Below are 15224 nucleotides of genomic sequence, written 5' to 3'. Positions count from 1 at the left end.
TTGCTTCTTCTTTCCACATTGCGACGCCTTTTAGCGGCCTATGCGGCGCTGCCGACGCCCCGTATCTTTGAATTCATACGGCGCAGATTGCGATGTCAGCATGTCTTCTTGGGGATTGCCGTACAAGTTTACGGTGCTTTTTAGCCCACCGTGTCTCCGGTACTTTTAAGGAAAAAGTGCATTTTTTGAGTATCAATTGGAACGCTAATCCTGTCATCCGGGCCAACGCGCGATGACGCGTGGATCTGGGCAGTAAAGGCCGCTGGCCCGACCTTGCCGATCGCCAGTGTGTATGGACCGAGGGGCTCGATATCGGCGACATGAAGGCTCACAGTTGAAACGTTGGGATCCCCAACCATAGTATGTTCCGGTCGGATTCCGAGAACCACTGATTGTCCCACTGCCACCGAAAGGCGCTCGGCTCTTTGTGTAGGAACCGGAATGTCGACCCCACCCTCGGCTTGGAAGGCAATTCCACCGGCGTTTTGCACAAGTTGCCCCTCGATGAAGTTCATGCTTGGCGAGCCGATGAAGGCAGCAACAAAGAGATTCTTCGGAGATTCATAAAGGGTGATCGGATCAGCGGCCTGTTCGATCCGCCCTTGATTCATAACCACGACCCGATCTGCCATCGTCATCGCCTCTACCTGATCATGTGTAACGTACACGATCGTGGTTTTGAGCCTGCGGTGTAAGAGCTTGATTTCTGTTCGCATTTCAATGCGCAATTTAGCATCGAGGTTGGACAACGGTTCGTCGAACAGGAACACATCCGGCTGGCGAACAATCGCCCGGCCAATCGCCACACGTTGGCGTTGGCCACCTGAGAGCGCGTTCGGCTTGCGTTTCAAATAGGCACCGAGATTGAGGATGCGCGCCGCATTTGCGACGGCGGCATCGATGTCCTGCTTCGGCGTCCCGCGCACCTTCATGCCGTAGCCGATGTTTTCGGCAACCGTCATATGCGGATAGAGCGCGTAATTCTGAAACACCATGGAGCAATTGCGCAGACCCGGGCGCAGCGTGGTAACGTCCCGCTCGCCTATACGGATTTCCCCTGACGTCGTCTGTTCCAGCCCCGCGATCATCCGCAGGGTGGTTGTCTTCCCGCAGCCGGAAGGTCCGACAAGAACCACGAATTCCTTGTCGGCAATTGCCAAATCGAGCGGAGGGATGACCTCAACGCTACCAAAGGACTTGGTGACCTGATCCAAACGCACCTGGGACATGCTGTAACCTTTTCATGAGAATTCCATCGCCTGGCCCAGCGCATCGGCCCGAAAATCGGAGTCGATTTTCGGAAGGCGCGATGCGTGGACTGAAAGAGTTAGAGCGTCCATTGTGCGTCCGAAAGGACGCACGGCGCTCTAAGCGGCGATGGTTTGCTTCTTCTTCCAACGATGTCTAATCCCATCCCGACATCGCCGGGATGGGATGTTGAGGATGGGTTTACTTCGCAGGCAGGCCCATCGACGAACGATAGGCTACCAGTTGCTTGTCCCGGCCAAACTCGTCCGTCAGCTTGTTCCATCCGGCAGCCACGGTATCCAGCGCCTGCTGCGGCGTCACTTCTCCAGCCAATGCCTTGGAAAGCTCGATCTCAAGAATTTCCGTATAGGAGAAATAGCCCGGCAGGCGCATGTCGAGCGCCGTATTCTTGGCGGTCACCGCGTCCTTCTGGCTTCCAAGATATTCCTTGGCCTCACGCTCGGAAAAGATCTTCGACCACAACGCCGTATTTGTCGTGTGCGAAAGACGGTAAGGATTGACGCCTGTGCCGCCGGTGATGGCCGCCTGACCGGAAACCGCCGGGCTCGTCAGGAACTGGATATAGTTCCAAGCGGCCTCTTGGTTCTTGGAGGACGACGGTACGGCTGCCTGCCAACCGCCGAAGGCCATGAAGGAAGTCTGGACGACCTCGGGCTGCTTGTCCCACTTTTTGGTCTTGTAGTTCCAGATCTCGTCGGATCCCGGCAGGGATGCCGAGCCGACGCTACCAGCAACCTTAGACTGCTTCGGGTCGGCGGCGATGACGCCGGTATCGCCCCAGCCGATCGACTCGGCAACCTGGCCACCGGCGAAGGCGGCGTTCACTTCGCCGAACGAGAAGTTCAACGCATTTGGCGGCGCCAGTTTGGAGGCGCGGATATATTCCTCAAGGCCGCGCACCCAGCCCGGATTGTTGACCTGCGCATCCATCGTGTCGGGATCGAAGAACATGCCGCCGGGATTGTCGGGATGGCTGGTGTATCCCGCCACGTGACTGAACAGGAACCAGAATTGCTGGCCACCACGGCGGAAGGCTTCCGCCGTGCCCCAAAGGCCCTTGTCCGGCTGCTGGAAGAATTCAGCGATGTCGAGATACTGCTTCCATGTCTTCGGCGGGGCCAGATCGTAGCCATACTTCGCCTTGAAGGCGCTCTGGTTTTCCGCGTTTTCAAACAGATCAATGCGATAGGTATAAGTATGGGCATCACCGTCCATGGTCTGCGACAGGACCTTGCCGTTCCAGACCATCAGTTGCTCGCGGTAAACCGGCGCGATGTCCTCCCAGTCGGCACCTGATTGCATATTCTTGGGCATTTCCGAGAGAAAGTCGGTGAAGTCCGGTGCCCAGGCCGGCGCAAAGGCAACCACGTCGAACGTGTCTTCACCCGAGGTCAACGAGGTTACGATTTTCGGATAGAGTTCCGACCACGGAAATTCGACGACATTCACCTTGCCGCAGGTCTTTTCTTCCCAGCCCTTGGCCGCGAGTTGCAGCGCAGAAGCAATATAGGGGCCTGTCTGCGTCGTGGCGGTGAGCGTGACACCGGTGTAGTCCGGTTCGCACGCGAGCGCGGATGTGACGCCCGCCATGGCAAGTAGTCCTGCGGCCGTTGAACTCAGTAGCAATCTTCTCATGTTTTCCTCCCCGGAATTGAACAATGACTAGGCTTGTCGAACGGTCACTTTATTGCTCCTAAAAGCAGGCCAGACCGCATCAGCCTGCTCAAAATGCCCGCCATGACGACCATGGGTATGATCGCGACCAGGGCGGCTGCCGATATCGACCACCACTCGTCGCCGCGTTGGCTGTTTTGCCCGGCAACGAGAATGGGAAGTGTCTGCCATTTGGAACTGGTCAGGAAGAGTGCGAACAGGAACTCGTTCCAGACGAAGGCGAGCGTGATCATGAATGTCGCGATCAGGCCTGGCTTGGACATGGGCAGGACGATACCGAAGAAAATTCTCCACGACGGCACATTGTCGACCATCGCCGCCTCTTCGACTTCCACCGGCAGTGCCGCGAAGAAATCGCGCATCAGCCAGATCACGATCGGCAGCGAGAAGGCGACATAGGCAAAGGTGAGGCCTGTATAGGTGTCCACCAGCTTGAACCCCAACTTGCCCATTTCCGTATACATCAGGAACAAGGCAAAGGCGGCGACGATCGGCGGAAACATGCGCTGGCTGACAAACCAAAAGACGATATCATCATTGCCGAGGAGCGGCCCCGGAAGCCTGATACGGCTGGAGCCGATGGCGAGCGCAAGCGCAGCGACAAAGGCGTAGATCAGCGAAATAGCTTGTCCGTAGCCCAGCACATGACGGCCAAGCAGATATCCGCCGAAGGCAACAACGACGAAAATCACGCCGGACAGCAGCTTGACCTCGAAGGTGAAGCGCACCAGCGCGTAGGCTGCCATCGATCCGATGAAGGTGGCCAGCAACGATGCGGAAAGCCCGACGATCGTCGAGGCGATGAAGGTGTTGTAGAACTGGCCGCGCGCGCCCGACAGAAGCTCGCTCCAGGCTGTCAGCGTCGGGTCGAAGTCGACAAATGGAATATAGGTCGGCCCGCCGACGACGCCAAGCGGCGACTTGAACGAGGTGATCACGACCCAATAAAGCGGAAAGAAGGTGAAGGCCAGCCAGAGCAGGCAGCCTGCGAGCGCCCACCAGCGGCCGGATCCTTTGAGGTCACGCACGCTCATTTGTGCTTCTCCAGATAGGGCTTCAGGATGGCGAGATAGACGAGCCCGATCACGGTAATGACGATCAGGAAGAGGAAGGAGAGGGCGGAGGTGTAGCCGAGGTTGAACTTCTTGAAGCCCTCCTGATACGCGAACAAGGTCAGCGTTTCGGTCGAAATGCCAGGCCCTCCGCCTGTCATGACGAACACCGTGTCGATGATCTTGTAGCTCTCGATGAGGCGGATGAAGACCACGGCCACCGAAATCGGCAGCATCATCGGGAACGTGATCCCCCAGAACTGTTGCCAGGGGCTGGCATTTTCAAGCGCGGCAGCCTCGTAGACGTCCTCGGGCAGAGTTTGCAACCCGGCAAGAAGCATAAGGATGACGAAGGGTGTCCACTGCCACACTTCGACAGAAATGATGGCGCCGATAGCCCATCTGGTCTGTGTCAGAAACGGCAGGTTGGGAAAACCGAAGACGGTCATCAGCTCATTGAGCGGGCCCATCGTGGGATTGAGGATCTGGCGGGCAATGAGTGCGACGGCAACGGGCGCCACCAGCATTGGCACCAGGAAGCTGACCCGGAACAGACCTTCGCCAGGCACCCGACGGTTGAGCGCCAGCGCCACGGAAAAACCGATGACATACTGCAGCGTCACCGCGACAGAAGCGATGATCGTCGTCGTCCAGGTGACACTCCAGAAGCGCGGATTCTGAAGCAGTTCCGCATAGTTGCCGAAGCCGACGAACCGCGCGGGGATCGGCGGCACGAGCCGCAGGCTCATGAAGCTGGTGGTCAGCGAGTAGATCAGCGGGAAGATCGAGATCACCAGCACGATCAGCAACGCCGGCCAGATGAAGAAGTGTTTGATCGGGTCGTTGCGGGTCATGCTGCGCCTCCTTTCTGGAGAAGCGCCTCGATTTCATCGATCTTCGGCATGGCAGGCGCGGTACCCCGCCGCGTCACCGCAATACCGGCGGTCGCGCAGCCGAAACGCACGGCCTCGACCGGACTAGCGCCCCGCGAGAGCGCTGCCGAGAAGCCGCCGACAAATGCGTCGCCGGCGCCGGTGGTGTCGATGACGGCTCCCGACGAGACCGCCGGAACATGAACCGATTGCCCGGCCGTATGATACAGCACACCGCGACCACCCAGGGTGATCAGCGCGGCTTTCACGCCCTTGGCAAGAAAGGCGTCGCCAGCCCGTCTGGCGTCGTCGAACGTGTCGAGCGGAAAACCGACGATGGCGGCTGCCTCGGTTTCGTTTGGCACGATATAGTCACAGAGCGGATAGATCGTGTCTGGAAACGGCTCGGCCGGCGCTGGATTGAAAACAGTGGTAACGCCGGCCGCATGGGCGATTTCGAGGGCGCGCTGCGCCGCTTCGGCCGGTTGTTCGAGCTGGGTAACGAAGACAGCCGATTGCTCGATGGTTTGGCGTGCCGCTTCAACATCATCAACGCCGATGGTGCCTGCGGCACCTGGATAGACGATAATCGCATTGTCGCCGTTACCGTCATTGACGTAGATGAAGGCAGCGCCGGTCGGCATATCGTCCATCTGCACAACCTTCGGCGTCACGCCTGCTTCTGCATAGGTCTTCAGCGCCATGTCGCCGAAAGTGTCGCGGCCGATCTTCGAGATGAAGGAGACTGTTCCACCGGCGCGGGCAGCAGCGACAGCCTGGTTGGATCCCTTGCCGCCCGGACCTACTGCAAAACCGGTCCCGGTGATGGTCTCGCCGACGTTTGGCATGCGCTTGGCCAGATAGGCCGTGTCGGCGACGAAGATCCCGAGGATCGAAACACCCACCTTCATTATCGTTTCCCTTCAAACGGCTTCCGGCGGAATCACGCCTTTGGTGAAGAGGAAGCAGCCGTAGAAGCGGTTTTCGCCCGTGGTGATGACGCAATAGGCCTTTTTGGCTTCCTCATAGAAGGCGAAACGCTCGATGCCATACATCGGCGCCGGCTTGCCCTCGGCGCCGTCGATAACGGCCTGGACTTCCTGCTGCACGGGAGGGATCTCGTCAGGCGCGCCCATGATTTCCATTCGCCCGGCAGACGGCTGCAGCGGCGTATCCAGCGGCATTACCGAAAGAATAGCGTTGATGGCGCGGGCAGCAGACACATTGTCTATCCGCAACAGCTTGCCGAGCATCGTTTGCCGGGCAATGGAATCCGAAGGAAAATTGGTGTCGGAAACGACGACCGTGTCGCCATGCCCCATGGACCGGAGCGCATGCAGCACATCCGCATTCAGAGCCGGATCGATATTCTTCAGCATGAAAATCCTCCCTTAGTTGCACCATTTCGCAGCACCTCGTGCCGCAAAACAGAGCCCAATAACCGCAGCTCCTTTACAGCTCTGCGATTCCCTCAAATTCCGTCGTTCTCGCCTGCCGGTGCGGTTCTCCTCCCGCCCGGATGACCAGAGTTGGAGCCCTTATTCTCCGTAGGGGATCCAGATATTCTTCACATCCACAGCGCGGCGAAGGTATAGCGCGCCTTCGGCAGCGGCTCTGTCCATCCAGTCCGTCGCCTTGCCATTGTCCACGAAGGTTCGCTTGAGATTGCCCGACGACAGCTTCTCCACCGTCGTCGAAAGTTCTGCCGAGCCGAAGGCCCACAACGCATCAACGTCATTGTGCGCCGCAAGGATCTTTGCCAGTTCGATCGCCGACCCGGTGACGATATTGACGACACCGGCAGGCACATCCGACGTTTCCAGAACGGAATAGAAATCCGTGGCCGAAAGCGGGAAGGCCTCACTCGGCACCGCGACGACACGATTGCCGGTGGCAATCAACGGCGCAATCAGACTGATAAAGCCGAGCAGCGGCGCTTCCGGCGGGCAAATGACGCCAACGACGCCGATGGCTTCCGGCATGGCCAGGGCAACGCCGCGAAGCGGCGGCTGGTGAATGCCGCCTTCATATTTGTCCGCCCAGGCTGCGTAGGTGAACAGACGCGAAATCGCGGCGTCGACCTCGGCGTTTGCATTGGCTGCGGAAGCTCCGGTCATCGCTGTTATCCGCGCGGCGAACTCGTCGGCGCGGCCACTGAGGTTTTCGGCGATGTAATAGAGAATCTGGGCGCGGTTATGAGTGGTCGCATTCGACCAGGCGGAGGCGGCCTGTGCGGCAACCACCGCATTGCGGATGTCCTTGCGGTTGCCTTCGCCGACCTCCCCGATCGCCTTGCCCTTGGGCGAGGCGATGACACGGGAATAATTGCCGTCCGGACGCGCCTGCTTGCCGCCGATGAAGAGCTTTGCCGTTCGGTCGATGGTTGGCAGGGCAAAATCGCCGGCAACCGGCTTTACTTGCGAAATTGCGGGCATTGCTGCACGGGCCTTGCGACCGACCCAAGCCTTCGGCTTCAGATATTCGTAGCAACCTTCGCGTCCGCCCTCGCGGCCGAATCCGGATTCGCGCTTGCCGCCAAAACCGACGGCGGCATCGAAAAGATTGGTGGCATTCACCCAGATCACGCCGGCTGCAAGTTTTGCCGCCACGTTCAGCGCCAAGCCGATCGTCTCGCTCCAGACGCTGGCGGCGAGGCCGTAACGGGTGTGATTGGCAAGCTGGATGGCCTCTTCCGGTGTGCGGAAAGTCATGGAGACCGCAACCGGGCCGAAGATTTCCTCGGTCGCGACGATCGATGTCGGCTGCACGCCGCTCAGAAGCGTCGGCGGGTAGAAGCTGCCACCCTTCGGCAGGTCGACCTTGGCCTGATGCAGTGTCGCGCCTTCTGAAACGCCCTTTTTCACCAGCGCTTCGATACGCGTCAATTGCACGGGCGCTATGATCGCACCCATATCGATGCATTTGTCCAAAGGCTGACCAACCCGCAATGTCTGCATGCGGCGCTTCAGCCGTTCATGGAAAAGATCGGCAATGCCTTCCTGGACCAGAAGCCGCGAACCGGCGCAGCAGACCTGTCCCTGGTTGAACCAGATCGCGTCGACTACGCCTTCCACGGCGCCGTCGATATCGGCGTCGTCAAAAACGACGAAAGGGGACTTGCCGCCGAGTTCCAGCGTCAGCGATTTACCGCTACCCGCGGTGCGCTCGCGAATAACGCGCCCGACTTCGGTGGATCCGGTAAAGGCAATTTTGTCGATATCCTGGTGCCCGACGAGCAGCGCGCCTGTTTCGCCTTCTCCCGTCACGATATTGAGTACGCCCGCCGGAAGGCCCGCCGCGGATGCCAGTTCGGCAAAGAGAAGTGCCGTCAGCGAGGTGAATTCGGCAGGCTTCAGGATCACGGTGTTGCCGAGCGCCAAAGCCGGCGCCACTTTCCAGGCCAGCATCAGGAATGGGAAATTCCACGGGATGATCTGGCCGACGACGCCGACCGGCACATGATCGGCAAATTCCGTGTCCTGGATCTGCGCCCATCCAGCGTGATGATAGAAATGACGGGCCGCCAGGGGCACGTCGAGATCGCGGGTTTCGCGGATCGGCTTGCCGTTGTCGATCGCCTCGACCACAGCAATCAGACGCGCGTGGCGCTGGATCATCCGGGCAAGCGCATAGAGATGGCGCGCCCGCGCATGGCCCGGCAATCGCGCCCATGATGCCTGTGCCTTGCGGGCAGCAGCAACCGCGTTGTCCACATCCGCCGCGCCGCCGTTCGCGAGCTTCGCCAGGACCTTGCCGGTGGCTGGCTCGAACGTGTCGAAGTTCTTGCCCGACGCGGAGGGCACGAAGGCGCCATTGATGAAGTGACCGAAACCGGAAGCGTGGCGCGCTAGCCAGTCGCGAGCCTCGATATCGGATTCAGGGGCAGGGCCGTAGGACATTTCGTCGAAATACTTTGCAACAGTCATCTGGATCATCCAATCGGGTGTCTGTTGAGGGCCGAATAGGCACCGGTGACGTGATGCTCCAGCTGCCGCTCGATATCCGCAAGCAAGCTTGATGCACCGATGCGGAAGAGATCGGACTCCAGCCACTCGCGTCCCAGTTCGTCCTTCATCAGGAACTGGTAGTTCAACACGTCCTTTGCCGCGGAAATGCCTCCGGCCGGCTTGTAGCCGATCTTGATACCAGTGCGCTCCTGATAGGCGCGGATCGCCCGCAGCATGGTCAATGTCACGGCCAGCGTCGCATTGACGCCTTCCTTGCCGGTCGAGGTCTTGATGAAATCGGCTCCCGCCATCATGCAGACCAGCGAGGCCCTGGTGACATTGCGGAGCGTCTTCAGGTCGCCGGTCGCCAGAATGGCTTTGACATGCGCATCACCGCAGGCGGCGCGATATTCTTTCATTTCCTCGTAGAGTGCTGTCCAGTTGCCGGTCAGCACATGCTCGCGGGTGATGACGATGTCGATTTCCTTTGCGCCATCGGCAACTGACGCCTCTATTTCCTTGAGCTTGAGGTGGTGCGGGCTGAGGCCGGCAGGGAAACCGGTCGAAACCGCGGCGACCGGAATGCCGGAATCTCCGAGCGCCTCGACCGCCGTTGCAACAAAACGATGGTAGACGCAGATGGCGCCGGTGGTGATCGAACGCCCGCTCATGCCAAGGGAATCCAGAATGTCGGCGCGTATCGGATTCATCGCCTTCGCGCACAACCGTTTGACGCGTTCGGGGGTATCGTCGCCGTTCAATGTCGTCAGGTCGATGCAGGTCACCGCCTTCAGGAGCCAAGCTGCCTGTGCGTCCTTTTTGACGGTGCGGCGTCCGGGAAGCGAGGCTATACGGCGCTCTGTGGCAGACAGGTTGACCCGGGTGTCAAGCACCCAAGACAGATCGAGCTCCATCCCGGTATTGCGCGGCCGGTTATGGGTGCCGTCCGGCAATCGCGAAGGGGCTGCGTGATGCGTCGCGTTTGCCGCATTGTGAACAGCAACGGTTTCCAAATCGAATCCTCCCGGCCAGAGCGTGAAAGTCCTGTTGCCATCAGTGCAGACGCACGAAGCGGAAGCTTCACGACTGGGTCAAATGTGACTTTTTTTTCACTGTTTGTGACGTTTGCATCACCGCGCCGCTGCGTCAAGTTTAGATTTCAATAGGCGCAGAAAAAATGCGGATCTCTCAGTCGAAGTCGTTCATACCGTTTTCGGTGATGATCACATCGAACGACTTCATGTCGCTGAAAAAGGCCGGCTTGAGCTTGCCGATTTTGCTGCTGTCGGCGAGAAGAATATTCTTTCGTGCCCGGGACATCGCCTTTTTCTTGATCTCCGCTTCGTGAAAATGCGCGCAGGTCGCGCCACGCCGGGCATCGATACCGGCTGCAGAAAGAAATGCCACGTTGATTACAAGCTGATCGAGCATTTCCAGCCCCGTGGCCCCGGAAAAGCTCGCCGATGCGGGATGGTAGAGACCACCGAGCATAACAAGGCGAACGTTGGGTTTTCGCGTCAGACGATCGGCGACATTCATGGCGTAACAGATCGCCGTTATGTGAATCTGGTCTGGGAGGAGATCGACCAGATAGGGTAACGTGGTGCCGCAATCGAAAAACACCGTATCATCATGGTGAATGTAATCAATGGCTTGTGTGCAAACTTGCCGTTTTGCAGCGGCATGACTGTCGGCTGCTTTGGAAATTTCATAGGGATCGTTTTCCGCTTCGACAGCCGGAACGATATGGCCGCCGAGAAACGCGAACTGGCTTGCATTGGCGCTGACATCACGCCGAACCGTCATCTCTGAGACGCCCAGGATCTCAGCAGCATTCTTGATGTGCAGAATGCGATGTTGTGAAAGGGCCTCGGACAAGACTGCGATGCGCCGGCCCCTGCGACTATCCATATCGCGTGTCTCCCTTATCGTTTACACTGCAATAGTGTTCTGATGAAAATTTAACAAGGGACTGCCATTCCCATCTCGTTTTTCCCTCGACCTACGATCCGGCATTTGCGCGGAGATACAGCTTCTGCATCAACCGGCTGCGCGCGATATGGCATATCGCCTCAATTTTATAGGGAAACCCCGCGATTTGGAATGAGAATTTGTGACTAATCTTCCATTTTTTGATGGAATAGTCACAATGCCGCATAAATGGTGCCCGACTTCGGCTGCGGGAAGCGGGGGGGACGACGAGATTGACATTTCGGCCGGCAGGGACGACTTCGTCACGCCTCTGGTCGGGTGGCCCTCCGACCAGAGGCTTCATCCTCGCGACTGCTTAGGGCATTCCTGGCTGCGCGTGCTACTCGCCGGCTCTCCTCGCTGCCGTTTCGATCACATCGGCGACCTTTTCTGGTTGGGATGCGAAGACGGCGTGGCTTGCCTTTATTTCAGTCACGTCGCTTCCCGCACGTTTTGCCATGTCGCGTTCCAGCTCGGGGTTGATGGAGCGATCCTCGGTGGCGACGATCGACCAGCTTTTCTTCGACCGCCATGCAGCCTGAGTGATCTTGGCGGAGAATGCCTGCTTTGCGGCGAAGACCTGTGACTTTGCCATGAAATTGGCTTCGGCTTGCGGAAGGTCGGCTGCGAAATCCGCGGCGAAGGCGCCCGGATCGAGATAGAGATATTTGCCGTCCTTCGTTTCCTTTATATCCATGCTGCCGGCGGGCTTCGAGCTGGCGAGGCTTAGCAGGCTTTCGCCCTTGTCGGGCTGGAATGCCGCGACATAGACCAGGCCCGCGACCGCGGGATTGTTGCCGGCTTCGGTGATGACCATGCCGCCGTAGCTGTGTCCGACGAGCAGGACCGGTCCGTCCTGAAGGTCGAGAACCCGCTTGGTCGCCGCCACATCGTCGTCGAGCGAGGAAATGGGCTGCTGGACGATGGTGACGTTGAAGCCGCGTTTCTCGAGAATGTCCGTCGCCTTGCGCCATCCCGAGCCGTCTGCCAGCGCGCCGTGGACGATCACGATGTTCTTGACCGCGGCAGCCTCTGCTGCGAACGCGATGGCGGTGGTGGCAAATGCAAGCGCTGCAGTGAAAAGAAGACGTTTGTACATGACTATCACTCCTTTGGTCATTGTTGATGATCGGGATATTGATGCGTTTCAGGTTCAGCCGAATGTGAAGGCGTAAGCCTGCACGCCGGGATCGAGGAAGCGGATCTCGAAGTTGCGGGCGGCGACCGTGCCGGACTGGCGGACGAGTTGATAAAGCCTCGTCGCGGTCACCGTGCCATTGCCATCGGCATCGATGTCGGAGCCGTGGTCGAGCCCCGGCGCCTTGCCGTCGATCTTCACCTGGAAGCGGATCGGCTTGTCGCTGGCGCCGGGACCAAGAACGAGATGCAGATCGCGGGCGCTGAAGCGATAGGTGATGCCGCCGCCCGGCTGATCAAGCGTCGCTTGATCCCGGCCGACGGTCCAGGTTCCGGCCAGACCCCAGCCATTGAGGCCGGGTTCGGCAATCGAATAGTTGTGCGCTGTGTCTGCCTGCAGCCCTTCGGGAGAGGCGAAGTTCGCCGCCTGTTGGTAGCCGAGATAGGTTTCGCCGGAGCGGATATTGCCGAGATCAGGACCTGCTTCCACGCCCTTGGCATCCGGCACGACCGGCGCACTCGCCGTCGTTTGGCTGCCGGATTCTCGCAGCAGGTCCTGAATGGCCTTTTCGGTCCTGTTGTAATTGCCTTCGCCGAAATGGTGGTAGCGGATCTGGCCCTTGGCATCGATCAGATAGGCGGCAGGCCAGTAGCTGTTTTCGAAGGCGCGCCAGATGCCGTAATCATTGTCGATCGCAACGGGATAGCCAATCTGGAAGTCGCCGATCGCCTTCTTGACGTTGTCGATCTTCTTCTCGAAGGCAAATTCCGGGGCGTGGACGCCGATCACCACGAGACCCTGATCCGCATATTTTTCGGCCCAGGCCCTGACATAGGGGATGGTACGGATGCAGTTGATGCAGGAATAGGTCCAGAAGTCGACGAGCACGACCTTGCCTCGCAGCTGTTCCGTGGTGAGAGGCTCAGAGTTCAGCCATTCGACCGCGCCGTCGAGCGAAGGGGCGGGGCCTTCGACGGGCAAGTCGCTACGAAAGGGCTTCCTCGCGTCAGCTGCGGCGACCATTACCTCGTTGCTCGCCAGCTCGGAAGATGCGCCACTCAGCGGCTTTGCATGCAGCCTGTCGAGGACGGCCTGTTCCAGCGATGTGGTGCTGGCATAGGAGAGCCGGGCGAGCAGGCTGGTGTCGAGGCCGAGCGCGATGACGGCGACACCCGCCAGCACGGCGGCGCCGAGTACCTGACGAATCCTGTCGCCAACGCCCAGCGAACGCTTCATGGCGGTGAATATCCGGCCGCCGACAAGCAGGGCGACCGCAAGCGAACTTGCAGCACCAGCGGCATAAGCGATCAGCAGGAAGGTCGTCTGCAGATTGGCGCCCTGCAATGCAGCTCCGGTCAGCAGAAGGCCGAGAATCGGACCGGCGCAAGGCGCCCAGAGCAGTCCGGTGGCAACGCCGAGAAGAAGCGCGCTCTTGACTGTCGTGGTGCCGCGCCCGCCGCCGGTGGCGTTAATAAGATTGTTGCCAAGGTCGACGACCGGCCGGGCAAGCGTGCTTGCGAAACGCGGCGAAAGCAGGCTGGCGCCAAAGAGCGCAAGCAGGACAATGGCGGCAAGGCGGCCATATTCATTGGCGCGAATGGCCCAGCTGCCACCGACTGCGGCGAGTGTGGCGACCAGCGCGAAGGTGGCGGCCATGCCCGCCAGCATAGGCAGCGTGCTTCTGACGAAGGGCTGTCCGGCACGCGCGAAGACGAAGGGGAGGATGGGGAGAATGCACGGGCTGAGGATCGTCAGCGCGCCTCCGAGATAGGCAATGATCAGAAGTGTCATCATCGTTTCCTTTGAAACCGATTGATCGGGCTCTGGACGGCGATGGAGCCTGAACCAGCAACGGCGGGGATATGGCCGGGCGGACGTATCCCCGATGTGTCGGGTTTGGCGGGGAAATGTACCGAACTATTGCGATGAGGCGCTGACGATACAAAGCGATACAAACTACCGTCCCGGCGTGGGCCGCGGCGAAATGTCTGCTGCCGGTGCGATGCTTTGCTCGGTCGCCGCGATTGTATCAGAATGTATCCTCACGGCCGGAAGCTACATCCGTATTCAAAAATCGGAGACTTGCGACATATGGTCGATACAAGCGCCGCGTCATATCCGCACTGTGATCCATTCGACAGGAGAGACCAATGTCAGAGCAAATCAACCATCACCGCCGCCGTTTCTTCGGCATGACGGCAGTCGCCCTTGCGGCCGTCGAGTTCGGCGTGGCCGGCATGGCCGCCGCCCAGTCGCCCACGACGGCCGCATCGGTGCCAGCTATAAAGCCTGGGACCAACACGTCCTTTGAAGCGCTGAAACAGGTCAAGGCAGGCGTGCTCGATATCGGTTATGCCGAGGCGGGAAAGGCGGATGCCCCGGTCGTATTGCTGCTGCATGGCTGGCCCTATGACATCTATAGTTTCGTCGATGTCGCGCCGCTGCTTGCTTCGGCAGGTTACAGGGTGATCGTGCCTTATCTGCGCGGTTACGGGACGACCCGCTTCCTGGACGATCAGACGCCGCGCAATGGCCAGCCGTCAGCGCTCGCCGCTGATATGATCGCGCTGCTCGATGCGCTCGATATCGAGAAGGCCGTCATTGCCGGCTACGACTGGGGCGGGCGGACCGCCAATATCATGGCGGCGCTCTGGCCCGAGCGCTGCAAGGCGATGGTATCGGTGAGCGGCTACCTGATCGGCAGCCAGGAGGCCAACAAGAAACCGCTTCCGCCCAAAGCCGAACTTGCCTGGTGGTACCAGTTCTATTTTGCCACCGAACGCGGCCGTCTGGGATACGAGACCAACACCCATGATTTCGCAAAGCTCATCTGGCAGACGGCTTCGCCGAAGTGGAACTTCGACGATGCGACATTCGACAGATCGGCCGCCGCCTTCGCCAATCCTGACCACGCCGCGATCGTCATTCACAATTACCGCTGGCGCCTGGGGCTTGCCGAAGGCGAGGCCAAGTATGATGCCTACGAGACGACGCTTGCCACAACGCCCATCATTTCGGTGCCGACCATCACCATGGAGGGCGATGCAAACGGTGCGCCGCATCCGCAGCCTTCCGCTTATGCCGGAAAATTCTCCGGCAAATACGAGCATCGGACGATCGGCGGCGGCATTGGCCACAACCTGCCTCAGGAAGCGCCGCAGGCTTTTGCGCAGGCGGTCATAGACGTCGATCGTTTCTAGGTCGACGATGCCGGTTGCAGCGCCTCGTTGCTCCGGCCAGCGGAATATGCGTAGGTCGCGTCTGTCGCTTCGGTCAGGAACGAAGCGACCGGCGCGGCCGC

Annotated in this window: 12 protein-coding genes; 1 reads left to right on the top strand and 11 read right to left on the bottom strand. The window is 59.6% G+C overall.

The features are described from left to right. Window positions 1-140: 140 nt before the first annotated feature. The 11 genes from GFM02_RS30875 to GFM02_RS30825 form a co-directional block, all read right to left on the bottom strand. Window positions 141-1229, bottom strand: a complete 1089-nt coding sequence (locus GFM02_RS30875; protein ID WP_168323774.1) for an ABC transporter ATP-binding protein — start codon at window positions 1227-1229, stop codon at window positions 141-143. Window positions 1230-1449: 220 nt separating this feature from the next. After that, a complete protein-coding gene (locus GFM02_RS30870) occupies window positions 1450-2904 on the bottom strand; it encodes an ABC transporter substrate-binding protein (protein WP_168269819.1) in 1455 nt (484 codons plus the stop codon). A 44-nt stretch (window positions 2905-2948) separates the two neighbouring features. Next, entirely contained in the window at window positions 2949-3977 is a 1029-nt protein-coding gene (locus GFM02_RS30865) for a carbohydrate ABC transporter permease (protein ID WP_168323773.1), read from the bottom strand. Next, window positions 3974-4849, bottom strand: a complete 876-nt coding sequence (locus tag GFM02_RS30860; protein ID WP_168266273.1) for a carbohydrate ABC transporter permease — start codon at window positions 4847-4849, stop codon at window positions 3974-3976. Before GFM02_RS30860 ends, GFM02_RS30865 begins: the two co-directional genes overlap by 4 nt. Next, window positions 4846-5778 carry a ribokinase gene (rbsK, locus tag GFM02_RS30855; protein ID WP_168323772.1) on the bottom strand — a complete coding sequence of 311 codons (933 nt, stop codon included), beginning with the start codon at window positions 5776-5778 and terminating at the stop codon, window positions 4846-4848. Before rbsK ends, GFM02_RS30860 begins: the two co-directional genes overlap by 4 nt. Window positions 5779-5790: 12 nt before the next feature. Continuing rightward, window positions 5791-6246, bottom strand: a complete 456-nt coding sequence (locus tag GFM02_RS30850; protein ID WP_168323771.1) for an RbsD/FucU family protein — start codon at window positions 6244-6246, stop codon at window positions 5791-5793. Between the two features lie 159 nt (window positions 6247-6405). Next, window positions 6406-8793, bottom strand: a complete 2388-nt coding sequence (locus tag GFM02_RS30845; RefSeq protein WP_168323770.1) for an aldehyde dehydrogenase family protein — start codon at window positions 8791-8793, stop codon at window positions 6406-6408. Window positions 8794-8798: 5 nt separating this feature from the next. Beyond that, window positions 8799-9827: a deoxyribose-phosphate aldolase gene (gene deoC, locus GFM02_RS30840; protein ID WP_168323769.1), complete on the bottom strand. Its 1029-nt coding sequence runs from the start codon at window positions 9825-9827 to the stop codon at window positions 8799-8801. A 175-nt stretch (window positions 9828-10002) separates the two neighbouring features. Next, window positions 10003-10725, bottom strand: coding sequence for a DeoR family transcriptional regulator (locus tag GFM02_RS30835; RefSeq protein ID WP_168323768.1), 723 nt, complete (start codon window positions 10723-10725; stop codon window positions 10003-10005). A gap of 400 nt (window positions 10726-11125) precedes the next feature. Continuing rightward, window positions 11126-11884, bottom strand: coding sequence for an alpha/beta hydrolase (locus GFM02_RS30830; protein WP_168323767.1), 759 nt, complete (start codon window positions 11882-11884; stop codon window positions 11126-11128). Window positions 11885-11938: 54 nt separating this feature from the next. Further along, the gene (locus GFM02_RS30825; protein WP_168323766.1) at window positions 11939-13714 is read right to left on the bottom strand and encodes a cytochrome c biogenesis protein DipZ; all 1776 of its coding nucleotides are present in this window, start codon (window positions 13712-13714) and stop codon (window positions 11939-11941) included. Between the two features lie 359 nt (window positions 13715-14073). Between GFM02_RS30825 and GFM02_RS30820 the strand changes: the two genes are divergently transcribed. Continuing rightward, a complete protein-coding gene (locus GFM02_RS30820; RefSeq protein WP_025394839.1) occupies window positions 14074-15123 on the top strand; it encodes an alpha/beta fold hydrolase in 1050 nt (349 codons plus the stop codon). Window positions 15124-15224: the final 101 nt, after the last annotated feature.

The organism is Rhizobium leguminosarum bv. viciae (assembly GCF_012276115.1).
Lineage (GTDB): Bacteria > Pseudomonadota > Alphaproteobacteria > Rhizobiales > Rhizobiaceae > Rhizobium > Rhizobium leguminosarum_T.
Note: the sequence above shows the minus strand (reverse complement) of the source record. Positions and strands in the feature narration are given on the sequence as shown.